Annotated in this window: 18 protein-coding genes; 14 read left to right on the plus strand and 4 right to left on the minus strand. The window is 72.6% G+C overall.

What is annotated here, in order from left to right; genetic code table 11:
• Positions 1-15: 15 nt before the first annotated feature.
• From B0I28_RS09815 to B0I28_RS28240, 3 genes are all read left to right on the plus strand, one after another.
• Positions 16-1,023 carry a DUF998 domain-containing protein gene (locus tag B0I28_RS09815; protein WP_146148034.1) on the plus strand — a complete coding sequence of 336 codons (1,008 nt, stop codon included), beginning with the start codon at positions 16-18 and terminating at the stop codon, positions 1,021-1,023.
• Entirely contained in the window at positions 1,007-2,392 is a 1,386-nt protein-coding gene (locus tag B0I28_RS09820) for a serine hydrolase domain-containing protein (protein ID WP_106363645.1), read from the plus strand. Before B0I28_RS09815 ends, B0I28_RS09820 begins: the two co-directional genes overlap by 17 nt.
• A 128-nt stretch (positions 2,393-2,520) precedes the next feature.
• Complete coding sequence (locus tag B0I28_RS28240; protein ID WP_146148035.1) at positions 2,521-4,194, plus strand: AAA family ATPase; 1,674 nt, start codon at positions 2,521-2,523, stop codon at positions 4,192-4,194.
• A gap of 12 nt (positions 4,195-4,206) precedes the next feature.
• Here B0I28_RS28240 and B0I28_RS09830 read toward each other — a convergent pair whose 3' ends face one another.
• Positions 4,207-5,112 (minus strand): carbohydrate kinase family protein, encoded by a 906-nt coding sequence (locus tag B0I28_RS09830; RefSeq protein WP_181245730.1) that lies wholly within the window; start codon positions 5,110-5,112, stop codon positions 4,207-4,209.
• A gap of 136 nt (positions 5,113-5,248) precedes the next feature.
• On the opposite strand from B0I28_RS09830, the gene B0I28_RS09835 reads away from it, so the two are divergent.
• The 5 genes from B0I28_RS09835 to B0I28_RS09855 are packed head-to-tail and all read left to right on the plus strand — an operon-like array spanning position 5,249 to position 10,454.
• Complete coding sequence (locus tag B0I28_RS09835; protein WP_106363647.1) at positions 5,249-6,289, plus strand: LacI family DNA-binding transcriptional regulator; 1,041 nt, start codon at positions 5,249-5,251, stop codon at positions 6,287-6,289.
• 42 nt (positions 6,290-6,331) lie between these two features.
• The gene (locus B0I28_RS09840) at positions 6,332-7,684 is read left to right on the plus strand and encodes an ABC transporter substrate-binding protein (RefSeq protein ID WP_106363648.1); all 1,353 of its coding nucleotides are present in this window, start codon (positions 6,332-6,334) and stop codon (positions 7,682-7,684) included.
• A 4-nt stretch (positions 7,685-7,688) separates the two neighbouring features.
• Positions 7,689-8,624 (plus strand): carbohydrate ABC transporter permease, encoded by a 936-nt coding sequence (locus B0I28_RS09845; RefSeq protein WP_106363649.1) that lies wholly within the window; start codon positions 7,689-7,691, stop codon positions 8,622-8,624.
• A gap of 1 nt (position 8,625) precedes the next feature.
• Positions 8,626-9,453: a carbohydrate ABC transporter permease gene (locus B0I28_RS09850; protein WP_106363650.1), complete on the plus strand. Its 828-nt coding sequence runs from the start codon at positions 8,626-8,628 to the stop codon at positions 9,451-9,453.
• A complete protein-coding gene (locus B0I28_RS09855; RefSeq protein WP_106363651.1) occupies positions 9,453-10,454 on the plus strand; it encodes a zinc-dependent alcohol dehydrogenase family protein in 1,002 nt (333 codons plus the stop codon). The genes B0I28_RS09850 and B0I28_RS09855 overlap by 1 nt, the downstream gene beginning before the upstream one ends.
• Positions 10,455-10,457: 3 nt before the next feature.
• Here B0I28_RS09855 and B0I28_RS09860 read toward each other — a convergent pair whose 3' ends face one another.
• Positions 10,458-11,324, minus strand: a complete 867-nt coding sequence (locus B0I28_RS09860; RefSeq protein ID WP_106363652.1) for a LysR family transcriptional regulator — start codon at positions 11,322-11,324, stop codon at positions 10,458-10,460.
• Positions 11,325-11,445: 121 nt separating this feature from the next.
• On the opposite strand from B0I28_RS09860, the gene B0I28_RS09865 reads away from it, so the two are divergent.
• Entirely contained in the window at positions 11,446-12,072 is a 627-nt protein-coding gene (locus B0I28_RS09865; protein ID WP_106363653.1) for a dihydrofolate reductase family protein, read from the plus strand.
• Here B0I28_RS09865 and B0I28_RS09870 read toward each other — a convergent pair.
• Both B0I28_RS09870 and B0I28_RS09875 read right to left on the minus strand, forming a co-directional pair.
• The gene (locus B0I28_RS09870; RefSeq protein WP_106363654.1) at positions 12,059-13,156 is read right to left on the minus strand and encodes an alpha/beta hydrolase; all 1,098 of its coding nucleotides are present in this window, start codon (positions 13,154-13,156) and stop codon (positions 12,059-12,061) included. The genes B0I28_RS09865 and B0I28_RS09870 overlap by 14 nt on opposite strands.
• Positions 13,153-13,524, minus strand: coding sequence for a DUF6069 family protein (locus B0I28_RS09875; RefSeq protein ID WP_106363655.1), 372 nt, complete (start codon positions 13,522-13,524; stop codon positions 13,153-13,155). Before B0I28_RS09875 ends, B0I28_RS09870 begins: the two co-directional genes overlap by 4 nt.
• A gap of 131 nt (positions 13,525-13,655) precedes the next feature.
• Between B0I28_RS09875 and B0I28_RS09880 the strand changes: the two genes are divergently transcribed.
• From B0I28_RS09880 to B0I28_RS09900, 5 genes are all read left to right on the plus strand, one after another.
• A complete protein-coding gene (locus tag B0I28_RS09880) occupies positions 13,656-14,768 on the plus strand; it encodes a sensor histidine kinase (protein WP_219926675.1) in 1,113 nt (370 codons plus the stop codon).
• Positions 14,756-15,409 carry a response regulator gene (locus B0I28_RS09885; RefSeq protein WP_106363656.1) on the plus strand — a complete coding sequence of 218 codons (654 nt, stop codon included), beginning with the start codon at positions 14,756-14,758 and terminating at the stop codon, positions 15,407-15,409. The genes B0I28_RS09880 and B0I28_RS09885 overlap by 13 nt, the downstream gene beginning before the upstream one ends.
• Positions 15,410-15,636: 227 nt before the next feature.
• On the plus strand, positions 15,637-16,038 hold the full coding sequence (locus B0I28_RS09890) for a YbaB/EbfC family nucleoid-associated protein (RefSeq protein ID WP_106363657.1): 402 nt from the start codon (positions 15,637-15,639) through the stop codon (positions 16,036-16,038).
• A 2-nt stretch (positions 16,039-16,040) separates the two neighbouring features.
• Positions 16,041-16,370 carry a type VII secretion target gene (locus B0I28_RS09895; protein WP_106363658.1) on the plus strand — a complete coding sequence of 110 codons (330 nt, stop codon included), beginning with the start codon at positions 16,041-16,043 and terminating at the stop codon, positions 16,368-16,370.
• Positions 16,367-17,092 (plus strand): WXG100 family type VII secretion target, encoded by a 726-nt coding sequence (locus tag B0I28_RS09900; protein WP_106363659.1) that lies wholly within the window; start codon positions 16,367-16,369, stop codon positions 17,090-17,092. Before B0I28_RS09895 ends, B0I28_RS09900 begins: the two co-directional genes overlap by 4 nt.
• Positions 17,093-17,098 lie beyond the last annotated feature (6 nt).

The raw sequence follows: 17,098 nt of genomic DNA on the forward strand, positions 1-17,098 counted from the left end.
GCTATGGGAGGAACCGTGTCGAAACCTCGCCTGCGGCGGCGCATCGCGCCCGCGCTGGGGCTGTTCGTGCTGGCGCCGTTCGTCGGGGAGCTGCTGCTCGGGAACCTGGCGATCTCGGAGTTCGGCCTCGCGCTGCTGCTCGCGCCGCTGTACGGCGGCGGGGCGCTGCTCATCCGCGAGACCGCGCGGCGGGCCGGGCGGGGGTGGCCCGCGATGGTGCTCCTCGCGGCGGCGTACGCGCTCATCGAGGAGGGCCCGGTCGACCAGCTCCTGTGGAACGACGCGTACGCGGGACACGATCTGCTGCACGGGGAGTCGTTCCTCCCGGCGATCGGCATGAACGTGGGGCTGACGGTGACGATCCTGGCGCTCCACACGGTCTGGAGCATCTGCGTGCCGATCGCGGTCGTGGAGGCGTTCGTACCCGACCGGCGCACGGAGCCGTGGCTGGGCGTCCCCGGATTGGTGGTGACTGCGCTGGTCTACCTGGGCGGCGTCAACCTGGTGTTCTGGGGGACGCTCGCGGAGGAGGACTTCATGGCCTCGCCGCTCCAGTTCGCCTCGATCGGGGTCGTCATCGCGGCGCTCATCGTGCTGGCGTTCCGGGTCGGCCGCGACCCGCGCCCGCCGCTGCCGGGACCCGCACCGTCGCCGTGGGCCGTCGGGGCCGCCTCGCTCATCGGCACCAGCGCGTTCTGGGGGCCGGCGAACCTGGTGACGGCCGACTGGTACGAGTGGGTGAACGTGGCGGTGTGGTGCGTCGTCGCCGTCGCCGGGACGGTCCTGGTGCTGCGGTGGTCCAGGATGGACGACTGGAGACCGGTGCACGTCTTCGCCCTCGCCGCCGGGGCGACCCTGACCTACGCGTGGACCGCGTTCCCGGTCCAGCCCGAGACGCCCGGATCGGCGACACTGGACCTGGTCGGGAACACGGTGTTCGCCGCCGTCGCGGTCCTGATCCTCATCGGCGCGGGCCGCGCCGTCACCAGGCACGCAGGAGGAGCCGTTGCTCTCGATCGCTGAAGTCCGCGCACAACTCCAGGACGACCTGGACCGCCTCGCCCGCGAGCACGACGTGCCCGGCGCCGCGGTGGCCGTCGCGATCGGCGACGAGACCGCCGAGGCCGTGACCGGGGTCGTCAACCGCCGCACCGGGATCGCGGTGACGCCGGACGCGGTCTTCCAGATCCAGTCGGTCACGAAGGTCTGGACCGCGACGCTCATCATGCAGCTCGTCGACGAGGGCCGCATCGCGCTCGACGACCCGGTCCGGGCGCATCTCCCGCAGTTCCGCACCGCCGATCCCGTTGCGAGCGAAGCGATCACCATCACGCACCTGCTCACGCACACCGGCGGGTTCGAGGGCGACCTGTGGGCGGCGACCACTGAGGACGACGACGCGCTGCGACGGCTGGTCGAGGACGAGGTGCCGCGGCTGCCGCAGGAGCGCGCGCCCGGCGCCGGGTACTCGTATTGCAGCGCGGGGATGGCCGTGCTCGGCAGGCTCATTGAGGTCCTGCGCGGCACGACGTTCGCCGAAGCGCTGCGCGAGCACCTCGCGGCGCCGCTCGGCGTCGAGGACCTCGCGTTCGGGCCGAACGACGCGCTCGGGTTCAACACCGCCATCGGCCATGTGCGGCAGGACGACCGGGGCCCGTGGCCCCTCAAGGCGTGGGCGAGCATGCCCGCGTCGAACCCGGCCGCGGGGAACCGGCTCGCGATGTCGGCGCGGGGCCTCCTGTCATTCGGCCGCATGCACGCCGAGAATGGCGGGAACGTCCTGTCCGCAGCATCGGCGCGTGCGATGCGCACCGGACGCGTCGCGATCACGGCGAGTCCGGTCGTGCCCAAGCAGGTCGGCCTGGGCTGGGAGGTCTACGGCGGCGGTGCGGTCGTCGGCCACGGCGGCGGTGCGCTCGGATGCGACGCGGTGCTGTTCGTCGTGCCCGGCCAGCGCATGGCCGTCGCACTGGTCTCCAACGGCGGCCGAGGGAAGTCGCTCATGCGGGGGCTCGTGCACCCGCTCGTGGAGCAGGCGTCCGGGGTGGCGCTGTCCGGACCGGACCTGGAGCCGGCCGAAGCGGGGACCGCGCTCGACCGATGCGCGGGCGTGTACGCGAACAGCACGCAGCGGATCACGGTCGCCGCGGCGGACGGCGGGCTCGACGCGGTCGGCGAGTCGCTCGGCGACGCCGCCCTCATGTTCGAGCGCGTCGGCCTCCCGGTCGAGCCGATGAAACTGCGGCTCAGCGAGGTCGGCCGCGGGCTGTTCCACAACGCGGGCGCCGGATACGTCGAGTTCGTCGGCGCCGATGAGGGTCCGTCCCGGTTCCTGGTCATGGGCCAGCGGCTGGTCCCCCGCACGGAGTCCGCCGACGAAGGGGACCGCTAGCACCGGAGCCCGCCGACGGGATCGGTGCCGGAGAACTGCCGGAAGGCTGCCGGTCGACGCGGGTGCACGGGACCGCAGGCGTCGATAGACTGGGCCGGGTCCCGGTGTCCCCTCGGCTTGGAGCATGCATGTCCCCCTCCGGCGCAACGGTTTCCGTGCTCGACACCTGGCTGCGGGGCGTCGACTTCCTCGATGCGGGCGACAAGGTCAGGGCCTCCGACTGCTTCGAGTACGTCCTCGACTACGCGCCCTCGAACGCGGACGCGTGGCTCGGCCTGCACGCCTCGGGCGAGCGGCGGACCGAGGCGCTGCTCGGCATGCTGGAGCACCGGCAGCGGATGGGTCTGCTCCAGGAGGCGGCCGGACGGCCGCTGGAGTCCTCGTTCCGGTTGGGGCGGTTCGTGGAGCACCGGATCGCGCGGGCGTACCATGCGTGGCTCGCGTACGTGGCGGCGCTGATCGACGACGGGGAGCTGGAGCTCGCGGCGGAGCAGCTCGACCGGGCCGAGGAGCAGGAGCGCGCCCTTGAGGACCGTGCGCGGCTGCTGAAGACCCGCTGCTGCTTCGAGCGGGACGACTGGACCGCGACGCTCAAGGCCGCCGAGGGGATCGAGGCCCCGCGGCTGCGCGACGAGGCCCGGTTCTACGTCGCCGTGTCGCTGGTGAACCTCGGCGTCCCGCATGAAGCGCTCGACGTGCTCGACACGGTGCCCGGCGCATTGGAGGATCCGGAGTACGTCGCGCACGTGATGTTCGTGCGGGGTGCGGCGCTGGAGTCCCTGGGGCAGACCGCGGACGCCGCCCAGGCGTACCAGCGGGCGTTCCGGCTCGCGCCGGACAACGAGCGGTTCGCCGAGCGGGCGCGGGCGGTGGGGGCGGCCAAGCGGGTCGAACTCGACTTCGACGAGGAGGCGGACCGTCCGGCGGACGACGCCGGGCGCCGGGCGGCGCTGCTGGAAGACGCTGCGGCGCAACTTGACGCGATGATCGGCCTGGAGCCGGTCAAGTCCCAGATCGAAGCGCTCAAGGCCCAGTTCCGCATGGCGTCGCTGCGCCGCGAGCGCGGGCTGCCGGGCGGCGCCCGGCCCCACCATTTCGTGTTCACCGGCCCGCCCGGGACGGGCAAGACCACCGTCGCGCGCATCATGGGCGAGATCCTGGCGGGACTCGGGCTGCTGGAGCACGGGAGGGTCGTCGAGACGCAGCGCGCGGACCTCGTGGCGGGCTTCCTGGGGCAGACCGCGATCAAGACCCGCAAGCGGATCGAGAAGGCCGTCGGAGGCGTGCTGTTCATCGACGAGGCGTACTCGCTCGCGGGCAAGGGGTATGCGGGCGATCAGGACGCGTTCGGGGACGAGGCGCTCCAGGAGATCCTGACCGCGGCCGAGAACCGGCGCGACGAGCTCGTCATCGTCCTCGCCGGGTACACCGATGAGATCCAGGAGCTGCTCGACGCGAACCCGGGCCTGCGGTCGCGGTTCTCGACGGTGGTCGACTTCCCGACATACTCGGCGGAGGAGCTCGCAGCGATCGCGGCCTCGGTGCTCGCCGCCGGCGGGGACTCGCTCACCGCGGAGGCGGAACGGGCCCTGCTGGTCTCGTTCACGCGGGCGGCGAGTTCCGGACGGGTCGACGAGCTGGGGAACGGGCGGTTCGCACGAGAGCTGTCGCGCAAGGCCGCCGCGCAGCGCGATCTGCGGCTCCTCCGCGGCTACGGCGACAGGGGCACCCCGAGCGCCGCCGAGATGACGACGATCGAGGCGGTGGACGTCTCCAGCGCGTACGCGGACTTCACCGGGTGAGGCCCGCGCGGGTCAGGCGGTGAACGATTCGAGCTCTTCGCGGGTCGGGGGTTCGGCGCCGCTGCGGGTGCAGGTGATCGCGGAGGCCGTGACGGCGGTGTCGAGGACGGTTGCGAGGTGGGCTGATCCCATGCGGCGCAGTGCCTCGCGGTCGGCGAGGAGGCCGAGGGTTTCGAGGCGCCAGAGCATGCCCGAGGTGAACGCGTCCCCCGCGCCGACGGTGTCGGCCACGGTGATCGGGCGGGCCGGGCAGTGGTGCTCGGCGGAGGCGGTGACCGCGTAGGCGCCGCCGGCGCCGAGGGTCGCCACGACCATGGCGGGGCCGAGGCCGCGCCAGGACTTCACGACGTCAGCGGGGGACGCGCCGGGGTAGAGCCAGGCCAGGTCCTCGTCGCTGGCCTTGACCACGTCGGCGAGGGCCACGAGGCGCTCGATCCGCTGCCGGGCCTCGTCGGGTGGGCCCATGAGGGTCGGGCGCACGTTCGGGTCGTAGCTGATCACGGCATCCGTGGCGGCCAGGAGCGCTTCCACCGCGGCGGCGCCCGGTTCGAGCGCGGTCGCGAGGGAGCCGGTGTGGAGGCAGGTCGAGCCCGGCGGCAGGTCGAGCGGCCGCGTGGGGGCCCAGTCGATGTCGAACTCGTAGCGGGCAGCGCCGCGCTCGTCGAGGACCGCGGTCGCGGTGCTCGTCGGCGCGTCGCTCAAGGTCCGGACGGCGACGCCCGCGGACGCCAGGTGGCGGCGGATCGCCTCGCCGCGCGGATCGGGGCCGAGCTGGGTGAGGAGCGTCGTGGGCAGGCCCAGGCGCGCGGTGCCGAGCGCGACGTTGGCGGGCGAGCCGCCCGGGTGCTCGGCGGGCGGGACCGCCGGGCCCGGGGGTCGCACCAGGTCCATGAGGGCTTCGCCGACGACGGTCAACACTGGTTTCCTCCTTGGGTTCTCGCGGTCCGCACGGGAGATTGACTCCAAATGTGAGTCATGCTACTTTCGAGTCTCCGGTGACAACGTTGTCGCCAACGTTGTCACCGATTCTCGCAGACGACCGCGAAGGATCGACATGGCGCGAACGGACGAGCCGCCCGACCGGAGGGCCCCGACGATCAAGGACGTCGCGCTGCTCGCCGAGGTCGGCATCAAGACCGTCTCGCGCGTCCTCAACGCCGAGCCGGGCGTGCGCCCCGAGACCAGGGACCGCGTCCTCAAGGCCGTCGAGTCGCTCGGCTACCGGCGCAACACGATCGCCTCCAGCATCCGCCGCCGCGACCGCCGCACCGCCTCGATCGGGCTCGTCGTCGAGGACCTCGCGAACCCCTTCGCCTCCAGCGTCACCCGCGCCATCCAGGACTACGCCGCCGCGCGCTCGCACCTGGTCCTGGTCGGCTCCAGCGACGGCGACCCCGCCCGGGAGCGCACGCTCGTGCAGGAGTTCGGGTCGCGCCTGGTCGACGGCCTCATCATCGTCCCCTCCGGCGCCGACCAGTCCTATCTGGAATACGAACGGGCGCACGGCGTCCCGGTCGTGTTCGTGGACCGGCCCGGGAAGCGGTTCAAGGCCGACGCGGTGGTCTCCGAGAACGCCGAGGGCACCGCCGCGGCCGTGCGGCACCTCGCCGCGCGCGGCCACGAGCGGATCGCGTTCCTCGGCGACCGTCAGTCGGTCTACACCGCCGCGCAGCGTCTCGCGGGCTTCAAATCCGCGATGGAGGCCCTGCACGGCGCGGCCGACAAGCGCTACATCCGCACCGGCCTGCGCGATCCGCGCCAGGCCCGCGACGCCGCCGTCGAGGTCTTCGGGCTCGACCCGGCCCCCACCGCACTCGTGTGCGGCAACAACCTCGCCGCCATCGGCGCCGTCCACGCCCTGCAGGAGCTCGGCATCCGCGACCGCGTCGCCTGCATCGCCTTCGACGACGTCGAACTCGCCGACCTGCTGCGGCCCTCGCTCACCGTGATCGCGCAGGACACCGCGGCCCTCGGCGCCACCGCCGCCCGCCTGCTCTTCGAACGCCTCGACGAGCCGGGCGCCCCGTTCCGCCGGACCACCGTCCCGGTCCGCCTCGTGCCGAGGGAATCCGGGGAGATCCCCGCCTCGGCCTGACCACAAGTGCACCACCCACATCGAGGACGAGGAGGTCCCCCGATGCAACCCTCAGTACGCACCCGATACGCCGTCGCCGCCGGACTCGCGACGGTCCTGGCCGCCAGCGCCTGCTCCGGCGCGGGAGGCGGCGGCGACGACGCGAAGACCATCACCATCGCCACGGTCGCCAACCCCCAGATGCAGGACATCGAGCAGCTCTCGTCGGTCTTCGAGGAGGAGACCGGCATCGACGTGCAGTTCGTGATCCTCCCCGAGAACGAGCTGCGCGACAAGGTCACGCAGGACATCGCGACGGAGTCGGGCCAGTACGACATCGTCACGATCGGCACGTACGAGACGCCGATCTGGGCGGAGAACGGCTGGCTCGCCCCGCTGGACGAGTACGCGTCCGACCCCGAGTACGACGTGGACGACCTGCTCGCCCCGATCCGCGAAGCAGTGACCTATGAGGACGGCCTGTACGCGGTGCCGTTCTACGGCGAGTCGTCGTTCCTGATGTACCGCAAGGACCTCTTCGAGGCCGCGGGCCTCACCATGCCCGCGAATCCGACGTGGACGGAGGTCGCGGGCCTGGCCGCGCAGCTCGACGACCCGGAGAACGACGTGGCCGGGATCTGCCTGCGGGGCCTGGCGGGCTGGGGCGAGAACCTCGCGCCGCTGAACACGATCATCCACACGTTCGGGGGCCGCTGGTACGACGAGGACTGGAACGCGCAGCTCACGAGCCCCGAGACCGCTGCGGCCGTCCAGTTCTATGTGGACCTCGTGCGGGACTACGGCGAGGACGGGGCGGCGAACGCCGGGTTCTCGGAGTGCCTGACGGCCACGAGCCAGGGCAACGCGGCCATGTGGTTCGACGCCACGGTCGGCGCCTCGGTCCTGGAGGACCCGGAGTCGTCGGACGCGGCAGGGCTCATGGGGTACGCGCCCGCGCCCGTGATGGAGACCGAGCACTCGGGGTGGCTGTGGGCGTGGAACCTCGCGCTGCCGGAGACCTCGCAGCACAAGGACGCGGCCTGGGACTTCATGTCCTGGGCGACCTCGAAGGAGTACATCTCGCTGGTCGGCGAGGAGCTGGGCTGGACCCGCGTCCCGCCGGGGAGCCGCGCGTCGACGTACGAGATCCCGGAGTACCAGGAGGCCGCCGCGGCCTACGCGCAGCCCACATTGGACCAGATCGCGAACGTGAACGTGACGAAGCCCGGCCTGTACGAGCAGAACTGGGCGGGCGTCCAGTACATCACCATCCCGGAGTTCCAGGACCTCGGGACCAGGGTCGGCCAGGAGATCTCGGCGGCGATCGCCGGGAACCAGACGGTCGAAGAAGCCTTGGAGAAGGCCCAGCAGTACGCGGAGGAGACCGCGCAGACCGGTGGGTACCAGGGCGGTTGATGAGATGACCGCCGTCGTGACCCCGGCCCCGGCGCGCAGGCGCCGCGGGCCGGGCCCGCAGAAGATGCCGCTCGGCGAGCGCTGGAGCCGCCGGGGACCGCTCCTGCCCGCGCTGCTGCTGGTCCTGGTGCTCACGCAGCTGCCGATGCTGGTGACCGTCTACTACAGCCTCCAGTCGCGGAACCTGCTGCGCCCCGGCGAGACCGCGTTCGCCGGGCTCGACAACTACGCAGCCGTCATCGGCGACGCGCACTTCAGGGGCGCCGTGCTCAACACGGTGGTCCTGACCGCGAGCGTGGTGCTGCTGGCGATGGCCCTGGGCATCGCGCTCGCGGTGCTCCTGGACCAGAAGTTCCTGGGCCGCAACGTGGTCCGGACGCTGCTCATCACGCCGTTCCTGGTGATGCCCGCCGCGGCCGCGCTGATCTGGAAGCACGCGATGTTCAACCCCCTGTTCGGCATCCTCAACTGGGTGCTGTCGCCGTTCGGGGTCGAACGCGTCGACTGGGTGTCGGAGCACCCGATGTTCTCGCTGATCCTCATGCTGACGTGGCAGTGGACGCCGTTCATGATGCTCATCGTGCTCGCCGGGCTCCAGAGCCAGGACCCGGAGATCCTGGAGGCGGCGAAAGTGGACGGCGCGAACGCGCTCCAGACGTTCCGCCGCATCACCTTCCCGCACCTGCGCCGGTTCATCGAGCTGGGGCTGCTGCTGGGGTCGATCTTCATCGTGAACACGTTCGACCCGATCTACCTCATCACGCAGGGCGGGCCGGGCCAGGCCACCACGAACCTGCCGTACTTCATCTACCAGGTGACCTTCCGCGCCTTCGAGGTCGGCGAGGCGGCCGCGGCGGGCGTCGTGGTCGTGTGCTGCACGATCCTCATCGCCACGTTCGCGCTGCGGGTCATCTCCAGCCTGTTCCGAGAGGAGCGCTGAGATGTCCGCGAAGCGATCCCGCCGCAAGGGGAGCGCGCTGGTCGGCGTGCTCGCTTGGGCCGCCGCCCTGGTGTTCTTCTTCCCGGTGCTGTGGATGTTCGTCTCGGGCTTCAAGCAGGAGGCCCAGGCGAGCACCGACCCGCCGACGTTCCTGTTCGCGCCCACGATGGACCAGTTCGAGGCGATCCTCGGGCGCGACTTCACCCCGTACCTGCTCAATTCGCTCATGGCGTCGATCGGGTCGACGCTGCTGGTGCTCGCGCTGGCGACGCCCGCGGCGTACGCGCTGTCGCTGCGGCCGGTCCCCGGCTGGCGCGACTCGCTGTTCTTCTTCATCTCGACGCGGATGATGCCCCCTGCGGCGATCATCCTGCCGCTGTACATCATCGCGAGCAATGCGGGCGTGCTCGACAACGTCACGATGCTCGCGCTGGTGTACACGGCGATGAATCTGCCGATCGCGGTGTGGATGATCCGCTCGTTCCTGCTGGAGCTGCCGACGGCGGTCCTGGAGGCCGCGAAGATCGACGGCGCCGGGTTCCTCACGGAGGTGCGGCGGATCATCCTCCCGATGATCGCGCCGGGCCTGGCCGCGACCGCGCTGATCTGCTTCATCTTCGCGTGGAACGAGTTCTTCTTCGCCGTGAGCCTCACCTCGACCCGGGCGGCCACCGTGCCGGTGTTCCTGACCGGGTTCATCACCAGCGAGGGCCTGTTCCTCGCCCGCCTGTCCGCCGCCGCGACCATGGCCGCGCTGCCGGTGATCCTCGCCGGCTGGATCGCGCAGAAATGGCTGGTCCGCGGCCTCACCATGGGAGCCGTGAAGTGATGCGCGCCGTCGTCATCGAGAAGCCCGGAACGATCAATACGACCACTGTGGAGGACCCGGCGCCGGGGCCGCGGGACGTGGTGCTGGAGGTGTCGGGCGTCGGCATCTGCGGCACCGACCTCCATGTGCTGGACGGGGACCTGGAGGGCTCGGAGTACCCGATCATCCCGGGCCACGAGTTCGCGGGGACCGTGGTCGCCGCGGGGTCCGCGGTCGAGAAGCTCGCGGTCGGCGACCGGGTCGCCGTGGACCCCAACCTCTTCTGCGGGGAGTGCCACTACTGCCGGATCGGGCGCGGGAACCTCTGCGAGCGGTACAACGCCATGGGAGTCATCCGGACCCCGGGAGCGACCGCTGAGTACTGCGCCGTGCCCGAAGGGAACTGCTACCCGATCCCCGAGGGCGTGGAGCTGGAGCACGCGCCGCTCATCGAGCCGCTGTCGTGCGCCGTCCACGGCTTCGACCTGCTGCCCGGCCGCGTCGGGGAGCACTACCTCGTGTACGGCGCGGGCACCATGGGCCTCATGATGGCCCAGCTCGCGCGGTTCGCGGGCGCCGCGAGCGTGGAGGTGGTCGACATCAACGCCGACCGCCTCGGGGTCGCGGAGCGCCTCGCCGCGGACCGGACCGCGACGTCGGCCGACGACCTCGACCGGCCCGAGGGCTGGGAGGTCGTCGTCGACTGCACCGGCGCGGTCCCCGCCATCGAGGACGGCCTCACCCGGGTCCGCAAGGGCGGCACGTTCCAGGTGTTCGGCGTCGCCCCCGAGCAGGCGACGGCCTCGTTCTCGCCGTTCCGGGTCTACAAGGACGAGATCACCATCGTCGGGTCGATGGCCGTGCTGCACAGCTTCGGCCGGGCAGTGGAGCTCTTGGCCCGCAAGGTGATCGACCCCGAGGTGATGATCTCCCACTCGTTCGGCCTCGACGGCTACGCCGACGCGGTCGACCGCTTCCGCCGCGGCGCGGGCCGCAAACTCCAGATCCGCCCCGGGGCCTGACGGTCACCCCTCCGGCCGCGCCGCGAGGATCGCGAGCATCGCGGCCGTGGCCGGAGGGTCCGGCGGCTCGCCGTACACGGCGGCGTAGACGCGCCGCGGCCCGTAGTCGATCGGCACGGCGTGGACGCCGGGCTCGCGGTGCGCCTTCAGCGCGAGTCCGTTGTGGATCGCCACGCCCATGCCGGCGGCCACGAGCGAGTGCGTGACGACCATGTCGTCGCTGGAGTAGACGATGCGCGGCGTGAAGCCCGCGCGCTCGCACGCCGCGACGGTCGCGGCCCGGCAGCGCTCGCAGCCGCCGATCCACGCCGAGTCGCGGTGGTCTTCGAGCCGTTGGCCCGGCCGGTCGGCGAGGAAGTAGAGGCGGTCGTCGAGGAGGTGCACGAACCGGAAGCCCTCGGCCTCCGGGGGCGTGTCCTCGTCGCGGAAGACCAGGGCGATGTCGGCGCGGCCCGAGCGCAGGAGCGCCAGGCCCTCCACGGGGTCGGCGTCGGCGAGGTGCAGTTCGACGCCCGGATGGGCGGCGGCCAGCCGGGCGGCGGCGGGCGGCACGAGGGTGCTCAGGGCCGTCGCGAACCCGGCGAGGCGCACGCGCCCCGCCCGCAGGCCGACGCGGTCGGCGAGCTCGACGGCGGCGGCGTCCATGCGGCCCAGGATCTCCGCGGCCCGGCCCGCGAGCAGCTCGCCGTCGGGGGTGAGGCGGATGCCGCGCCCGGCGCGCTGCACGAGCACCGCGCCCGTGGCGGCCTCAAGCCGCCGCAGGTGGTGGCTCACCGACGGCTGCGTGTAGTGCAGCTCCTTCGCGGCGCCGGTCACCGAGCCGTGCCGCGCGACCGACTCCAGCACCCGCAGGTGGATCGGGTTCAGCATGCATCAATTTCCTTTATGGGTCGCGGGCGGTTTTGGCATTGGACATCATGGCACCGTGCGGCCAGGATCGGTTCCGGGGCCGAGCCGCACCGGCGGGCCCGCGACCAGAGGAGCAGCAGCCATGTCACTCGCCCGAGTCCACAACTTCTCCGTCTCGCTCGACGGCTTCGGCACCGGGGAGGGCACGAGCCGCGACGCCTACTTCGGACACGCCGGGGAGCGCCTGCACGAGTGGATGTTCGCCACCAGGTGGTGGGAGGAGGGCGGCAGCGGCGGCGTCGACGACGCCTTCGTGCGCCAGCACGACCCGGGGATCGGCGCCGAGATCATGGGCGCCGGGAAGTTCGGCTTCCCCGGCTGGCACGAGGATCCCGACTGGCGGGGCGCGTGGGGCCCGAACCCGCCGTTCCACTCCCCGGTCTTCGTCCTCACCCACCACGTGCGGCCCCCGATCGAGATGGAGGGCGGCACGGTGTTCCACTTCCTCGACGCCTCCCCCGCCGAGGCGCTCGCCGCCGCGAAAGAGGCCGCGGGCGGCCTGGACGTGCGGATCGGCGGCGGCGCCACCGTGATCCGGGACTTCCTCACCGCGGGGCTCATCGACTACATGCACGTCGCGGTCGTCCCGATCGTGCTCGGCCGGGGCGTGCGCCTGTGGGACGGGCTCGAAGCCGTCGAGCGCGACTACAAGGTCGAGGCGACCTCCAGCCCGTCGAACACCACGCACCTGACGTTCACGCGCGCCTGACCGGAGCGACGGCCGCGGTCGCGAACTGCTCGACCGCGTCCACGACCGCCTCGAAGCGCGGCGAGTGGAGCAGGTCGAAGCCGTGGTGCGCCCCGGGGAGCTCGGCGTAGGCGACCCGGCCGGTGACCGCGCGCAGGTCGGCGGCGAAGCGGCGCACGTCCGCGACGTGCACGAGCGTGTCGTGGTCGCCGTGGACGATGAGGAACGGCGGGGCGCCGACCTGCGCGCGGTCGAGCGGGGCCGAGCCGGGCTCGTTCCCGAAGTACCGGCCCCAGTAGCCGTTCAGGCCCACCACGGCGGCCACGGTCGTGTCGACGCCCTCGAAGCCCGGCTGGAACGCCGGGTCGTTGGGGGTGAGGGCGGCCAGCGCGGACATGTGGGCGCCCGCGGAGGACCCGGAGAGGACGATGCGGTCGGGGTCGGCGCCCCACTCGGGGCCGTGCTCGCGGATCCAGGCGATGACGCGCTTGACGTCGGTGACGTGGTCCTCGTAGCCCGCGTCGGGGCGGTGCCGGTAGTTGGCGCTGATGCAGGTCCAGCCGTTTGCGGCAAGGCGGTGGAGGAGCGGGCGGGACTGGGTGTTCTTGCGGCCCGTCTCGTAGTGGCCGCCGTGGAAGTGCACGAGGACCGGGGCGACGGCCGGGTGCGAGCGGTGCCGGTAGAGGTCGAGGAGGTGGCGCTTCCCGGCGGGGCCGTAGGCGAGGTCCGCGATGCGCTCGACCGAGCGGGGCCGGATGGCGAACGGGCTGAGCAGGCGAGCGAGGCTGGTGCGGCGCGGGGTGTACGCCGCGCCGAGGGCCTTGCGGAGTGCGTGCGGGGTGCGGAGGCCGCGCCAGGCGGTGAGGGCGACGCAGGCCCCGGCGAGGACGGCGGCTGTGGTCGCGACCGGGTTCGCGAGGTCCCCTTGGGAGGCCGCGAGGGCGGTGTCGGCGATGAAGAACGCGATCACGAGGAGCGGGAGTTCGTTGACGGCCAGGCAGATGAAGTACCAGACCGTGCCGAGGCGCTCGGGCAGGCGGGGGACGGGGACCGCGGGGAGGGCGAGGACCGCGAGACCGATCAGGTAGCCCCAGGGGACGCTCATCGGCGCGCCAGCCCGGTGATGACGACCGCGCCGACGGCGAGGTGCATGCACAGGAGGCTCGCGACGGCTGCGGCGCCAGCGGCGCCGAGCGGGCCGAGGAGCGAGACGGCCAGGAAGACGACCGCGACGATCGTCCAGATGCGGGTGCCGCGGGCGGTGGCGCGTTCGAGGAGGGCGAGGAGGCCCCACCCGGCGAGGCCCGCCGCGAGTGCGGCGGCGATGACGAGGACCGGGCCCACGGTGAGGTCCGTGTCCCCTTGCGGGACGGTGAGGTCCACTCCGGCGAGCGGGGCGGCGACGGCCCAGACGAGGAGGGCGGCCGCGGCGGCGGCGATGACGACGAGGAGTCGGCGGGCGTTGCGGTTCATGCCGACGAGTCTCGTCCGGGGGGCGGGGCCGGCGCCTCGGTCCGGGGGCCGCGGGGGTCCCTGCGGAGGGACGGGGCGCCTCCTACTTTCGGAGGTGACGGCCCGGCGGAGGCGGTGGCTAGCATGTGCCGGTGATCCATCGCCGTGCACCGCGCCCCGTCGACATCGCCTCCATGGGCGCGGGCGTCGGCCTGCTGACCGCGCTGTCGCTGCTGTCACGGCCCTCCGTCGGGCCGCTGGAGTACGCGGTCGCGGTGCTCGCGTGGGCGGCGGCGATGGTGCAGCTGTGGCGGCCGGTGACCGGCGCGCTGGCGGCGACGGTGCTCGCGGTGGTGTCGCCGATGGCGACGACCGCGGCGACCGTCGGGGCGCTCCAGGTCGCGTGGCGCACGCGGTTCCGCACCGCGGTCGCGGTGTCGCTCGCGGGGATCGCGGCGCACCTCCTCCAGTGGATCTGGCATCCCAACGCGGCCTTGGGGTTCGACTGGTGGGCGCTGCTGGTGACCGTGGCGTACGGGGCGCTGCTGGGATGGGGGACGCTCGCGCGCTCGCACCGGGACCTGGTGATCTCGCTGCGCGAGCGCGCCCGGCGCGCCGAGGCCGAGCAGGGGCGGCGGGTCGCGGAGGCGCGGGCCGCGGAGCGGCGGGGCCTGGCGCGGGAGATGCACGACGTGCTCGCGAACCGGTTGTCACTGGTGGCGACGCACGCGGGGGCGCTGGAGTTCCGGCCCGACGCGCCCCCGGAGAAGATCGCGCTCGCCGCAGGGGTGGTCCGCGACGGCGTCCACCAGGCCCTCGAAGAGCTGCGGGAGGTCATCGGGCTGCTGCGCGAGGACGAGGGTGCGACGGGGGTGCAGCCGGCCTTGGAGGCCCTGGAGGGGCTGCTCGCGGACGCGCGGGCGGCCGGGCAGGTCGTGGAGGTCGGCGACGGGCTCGGCGGCGCGGTGCCGCCGCCGACGGTGGGGCGCACGGCGTTCCGAGTCGTCCAGGAGGGACTGACGAACGCGCGCAAGCACGCCGCCGGGCTCCCTGCGGACGTGTCGCTGGAGGGCGCCCCGGGCGGGGAGCTGGTGGTCGCGGTCGGGAATCCGCTGCCTCCGGCGGGGACCGGTCCGGCCGTGCCAGGGAGCGGGCTCGGCCTGGTCGGGCTCACCGAGCGCGTGCGGCTGGCGGGCGGGACGCTCGACCACTCCGCAGTCGGCGGGAGGTTCGAGCTGCGGGCCCGGCTACCATGGCCGACGTGATCCGCGTGCTCCTCGTCGACGACGACGCCCTGGTCCGGGCCGGGCTGTCCATGATGCTCGACGGCGTCGGCGACCTGCGGGTGGTCGGCGAGGCGGGCGACGGGCGCGAGGCGGTCGCCGCGGTCGAGGCCCGCTCCCCCGACGTGGTCCTCATGGACCTCCAGATGCCGCACGTCGACGGGATCGCCGCGACCCGGCGGCTGCGCGCGCTGCCGAACCCGCCGGAGGTGGTCGTGCTGACCACGTTCGACACCGACGAGAACCTCCTCCACGCGCTGCGCGCGGGCGCGAGCGGGTACCTCCTCAAGGACACGCCGCCGGCCCGGATCGCCGAGGCCATAGCGAACGTCGCGGCCGGGGAGCCGATCCTGTCGCCGCGGATCACCCGGCGGCTCATGGAGCGCTCGGTGACGCAGGCGGGCGCGTACGAGCGGGCCCGCGAGCGGCTCGCGGCCCTGACGCCCCGCGAGCACGACGTGGCCGTCGCGATCGGGTTCGGCGAGTCGAACGCGGAGATCGCCGGGAACCTCGACATGAGCGTCACGACGGTGAAATCGCACGTCTCCAGCATCCTCGCCAAGCTCGGCCTGGACAACCGGACGCAGATCGCGCTGCTGGCGCACGACGCCGACCTGGTCTGAGCCGCACCCGAACCGGTTCGTCCGAAAGGGTGAGTCCCTTATCGTCTGAACGGACCAATTCACGATCACGCTCGGTACGGGAGTCCACCTGTACCTGATCTGTCCCTTGTGCCCTCCGGAGCCGGTGGAAACGGAGGAACCGGGGCTGGCCCCGCTGGCATATCGTCCAGTGAGGGGCCCGCCCGTTCACTCCCCCGTCGAGTGAAGCCCCTGGTCAAGGAGACGCCATGGACAACCCCCTCCTCAGCCTGGACCCCGAGGACGCGATGCGGCGCATCGAGGACTGGAAGGCGCGGGCCGACGCCGCCGCGGCGAACGCGCTCGCCGCGAGCGAGCGGCTGCAGGCGCTCACCGCCACCGCCTCCGACGACAACGGGACCGTCACGATCACCGTCGACGCCGACGGGACGATGACGAAGATCGAACTCTCCCACCGGGTCCAGAAGCAGTCCGCGCACTTCACCGAGGACGCCGTCATGGAGGTCTACCGGAAGGCCCAGGAGAAGCTCACCGAGGCCGCCAAGGAGGTCGTCGCCGACAGCGTCGGGTCCGGGTCGGCCACCGGGAGGGCCCTCATGGCCGGGTACGAGCGGCGCCTCGAACGGCTCGACGAGCCCGGGGAGCGGTGACCATGGGGCGGCTCCAGGTGCAGATCGACGAGCTGCACACCCACGCGGTCCACTTGCGCGGCATCCACGAGCGGTTCCAGGCCGTGCAGGACGCGAGCGCGCACATCTCCGGCGGCGAGGACGCGTACGGCGCGCTGTGCGCGTTCTTCCCGTCGATCCTCCACGAGCGCCATGCGGCGCAGGAGGAGCTGGTCCGGGAGATCGCGTTCAACGTCGCGAGCCTCGCGGGCGCGGTGTCCGACAGCGCCGACGAGTACGAGGACGCCGACAAGCAGAACGCCAGCGTGTTCAAGGCGATCAACAGCTCCGCGGCGGGGCCGGTGGAGCCGTGAACGACGCGAACCCGCTCATCGCCACGAAGGCGGACATCGATCCGACGCAGCAGCGGAGCATCCTCACCGGGCTCTCGGTCGCCGAGGACGTGCACGACCTCACGGTCCAGATCCTCAGCGGCGAGTGGGTCGCGGCGGGGCTGACGCTCACCGGCGGGGCGCTCAACCTGGCGTCGTTCGCGATCGACCCGTTCGGGAGCCTCCTGTCGATGGGCGTGGAGTGGGCCATCGAGCAGATCCAGCCGCTGAAGGAGGCGCTCGACGCGGTCACCGGGGACCCGGAGACCATCGAGACGCATGCGATCACCTGGGACAACATGGCCGCGGAGCTCGCCTCCATCGGGGACGCCCTGAAGTCGGCCGCGGAGTCCGACATCACCGGGTGGCACGACACGGCCGCCGAGGCGTACCGGGCGATGGTCGCCGAGAACGTCGACGTCCTCTTCGGCGCGAGCGGGACCGCCGAGGCGATGGGGGCGGCGACGCGGGGCGCGGGGGCGCTCGTGACGACGGTGCGGGAGCTGGTGCGCGGGTTCATCGCCGACTGCATCGGGCGGCTGTGCCTGTGGATCGCCGAGGAGGTGTTCACGCTCGGCCTGGCGACGCCCGTGGTCATGGCCCAGGCGACCGCCGCGATCGTCAAGTGGGTCGCGCGGGTCTACGGGTGGCTGAGCCTCCTCGTCACCAGCTTGATGAACCTCCGCGCACTCATCGACGGGTAGGTCCGA

This window comes from Glycomyces artemisiae (genome assembly GCF_003002955.1).
Lineage (GTDB): Bacteria > Actinomycetota > Actinomycetes > Mycobacteriales > Micromonosporaceae > Glycomyces > Glycomyces artemisiae.

What these genes read in the sequence shown, in the direction of transcription:
- B0I28_RS09845 (WP_106363649.1), top strand. Translation starts at nt 7,689, where the DNA reads ATGACCGCCGTCGTGACCCCGGCCCCGGCGCGCAGGCGCCGCGGGCCG.
- B0I28_RS09835 (WP_106363647.1), top strand. Translation starts at nt 5,249, where the DNA reads ATGGCGCGAACGGACGAGCCGCCCGACCGGAGGGCCCCGACGATCAAG.
- B0I28_RS28240 (WP_146148035.1), top strand. Translation starts at nt 2,521, where the DNA reads ATGTCCCCCTCCGGCGCAACGGTTTCCGTGCTCGACACCTGGCTGCGG.
- B0I28_RS09885 (WP_106363656.1), top strand. Translation starts at nt 14,756, where the DNA reads ATGGCCGACGTGATCCGCGTGCTCCTCGTCGACGACGACGCCCTGGTC.
- B0I28_RS09855 (WP_106363651.1), top strand. Translation starts at nt 9,453, where the DNA reads ATGCGCGCCGTCGTCATCGAGAAGCCCGGAACGATCAATACGACCACT.
- B0I28_RS09840 (WP_106363648.1), top strand. Translation starts at nt 6,332, where the DNA reads ATGCAACCCTCAGTACGCACCCGATACGCCGTCGCCGCCGGACTCGCG.
- B0I28_RS09875 (WP_106363655.1), bottom strand. Translation starts at nt 13,524, where the DNA reads ATGAACCGCAACGCCCGCCGACTCCTCGTCGTCATCGCCGCCGCCGCG.
- B0I28_RS09850 (WP_106363650.1), top strand. Translation starts at nt 8,626, where the DNA reads ATGTCCGCGAAGCGATCCCGCCGCAAGGGGAGCGCGCTGGTCGGCGTG.
- B0I28_RS09860 (WP_106363652.1), bottom strand. Translation starts at nt 11,324, where the DNA reads ATGCTGAACCCGATCCACCTGCGGGTGCTGGAGTCGGTCGCGCGGCAC.
- B0I28_RS09865 (WP_106363653.1), top strand. Translation starts at nt 11,446, where the DNA reads ATGTCACTCGCCCGAGTCCACAACTTCTCCGTCTCGCTCGACGGCTTC.
- B0I28_RS09890 (WP_106363657.1), top strand. Translation starts at nt 15,637, where the DNA reads ATGGACAACCCCCTCCTCAGCCTGGACCCCGAGGACGCGATGCGGCGC.
- B0I28_RS09870 (WP_106363654.1), bottom strand. Translation starts at nt 13,156, where the DNA reads ATGAGCGTCCCCTGGGGCTACCTGATCGGTCTCGCGGTCCTCGCCCTC.
- B0I28_RS09895 (WP_106363658.1), top strand. Translation starts at nt 16,041, where the DNA reads ATGGGGCGGCTCCAGGTGCAGATCGACGAGCTGCACACCCACGCGGTC.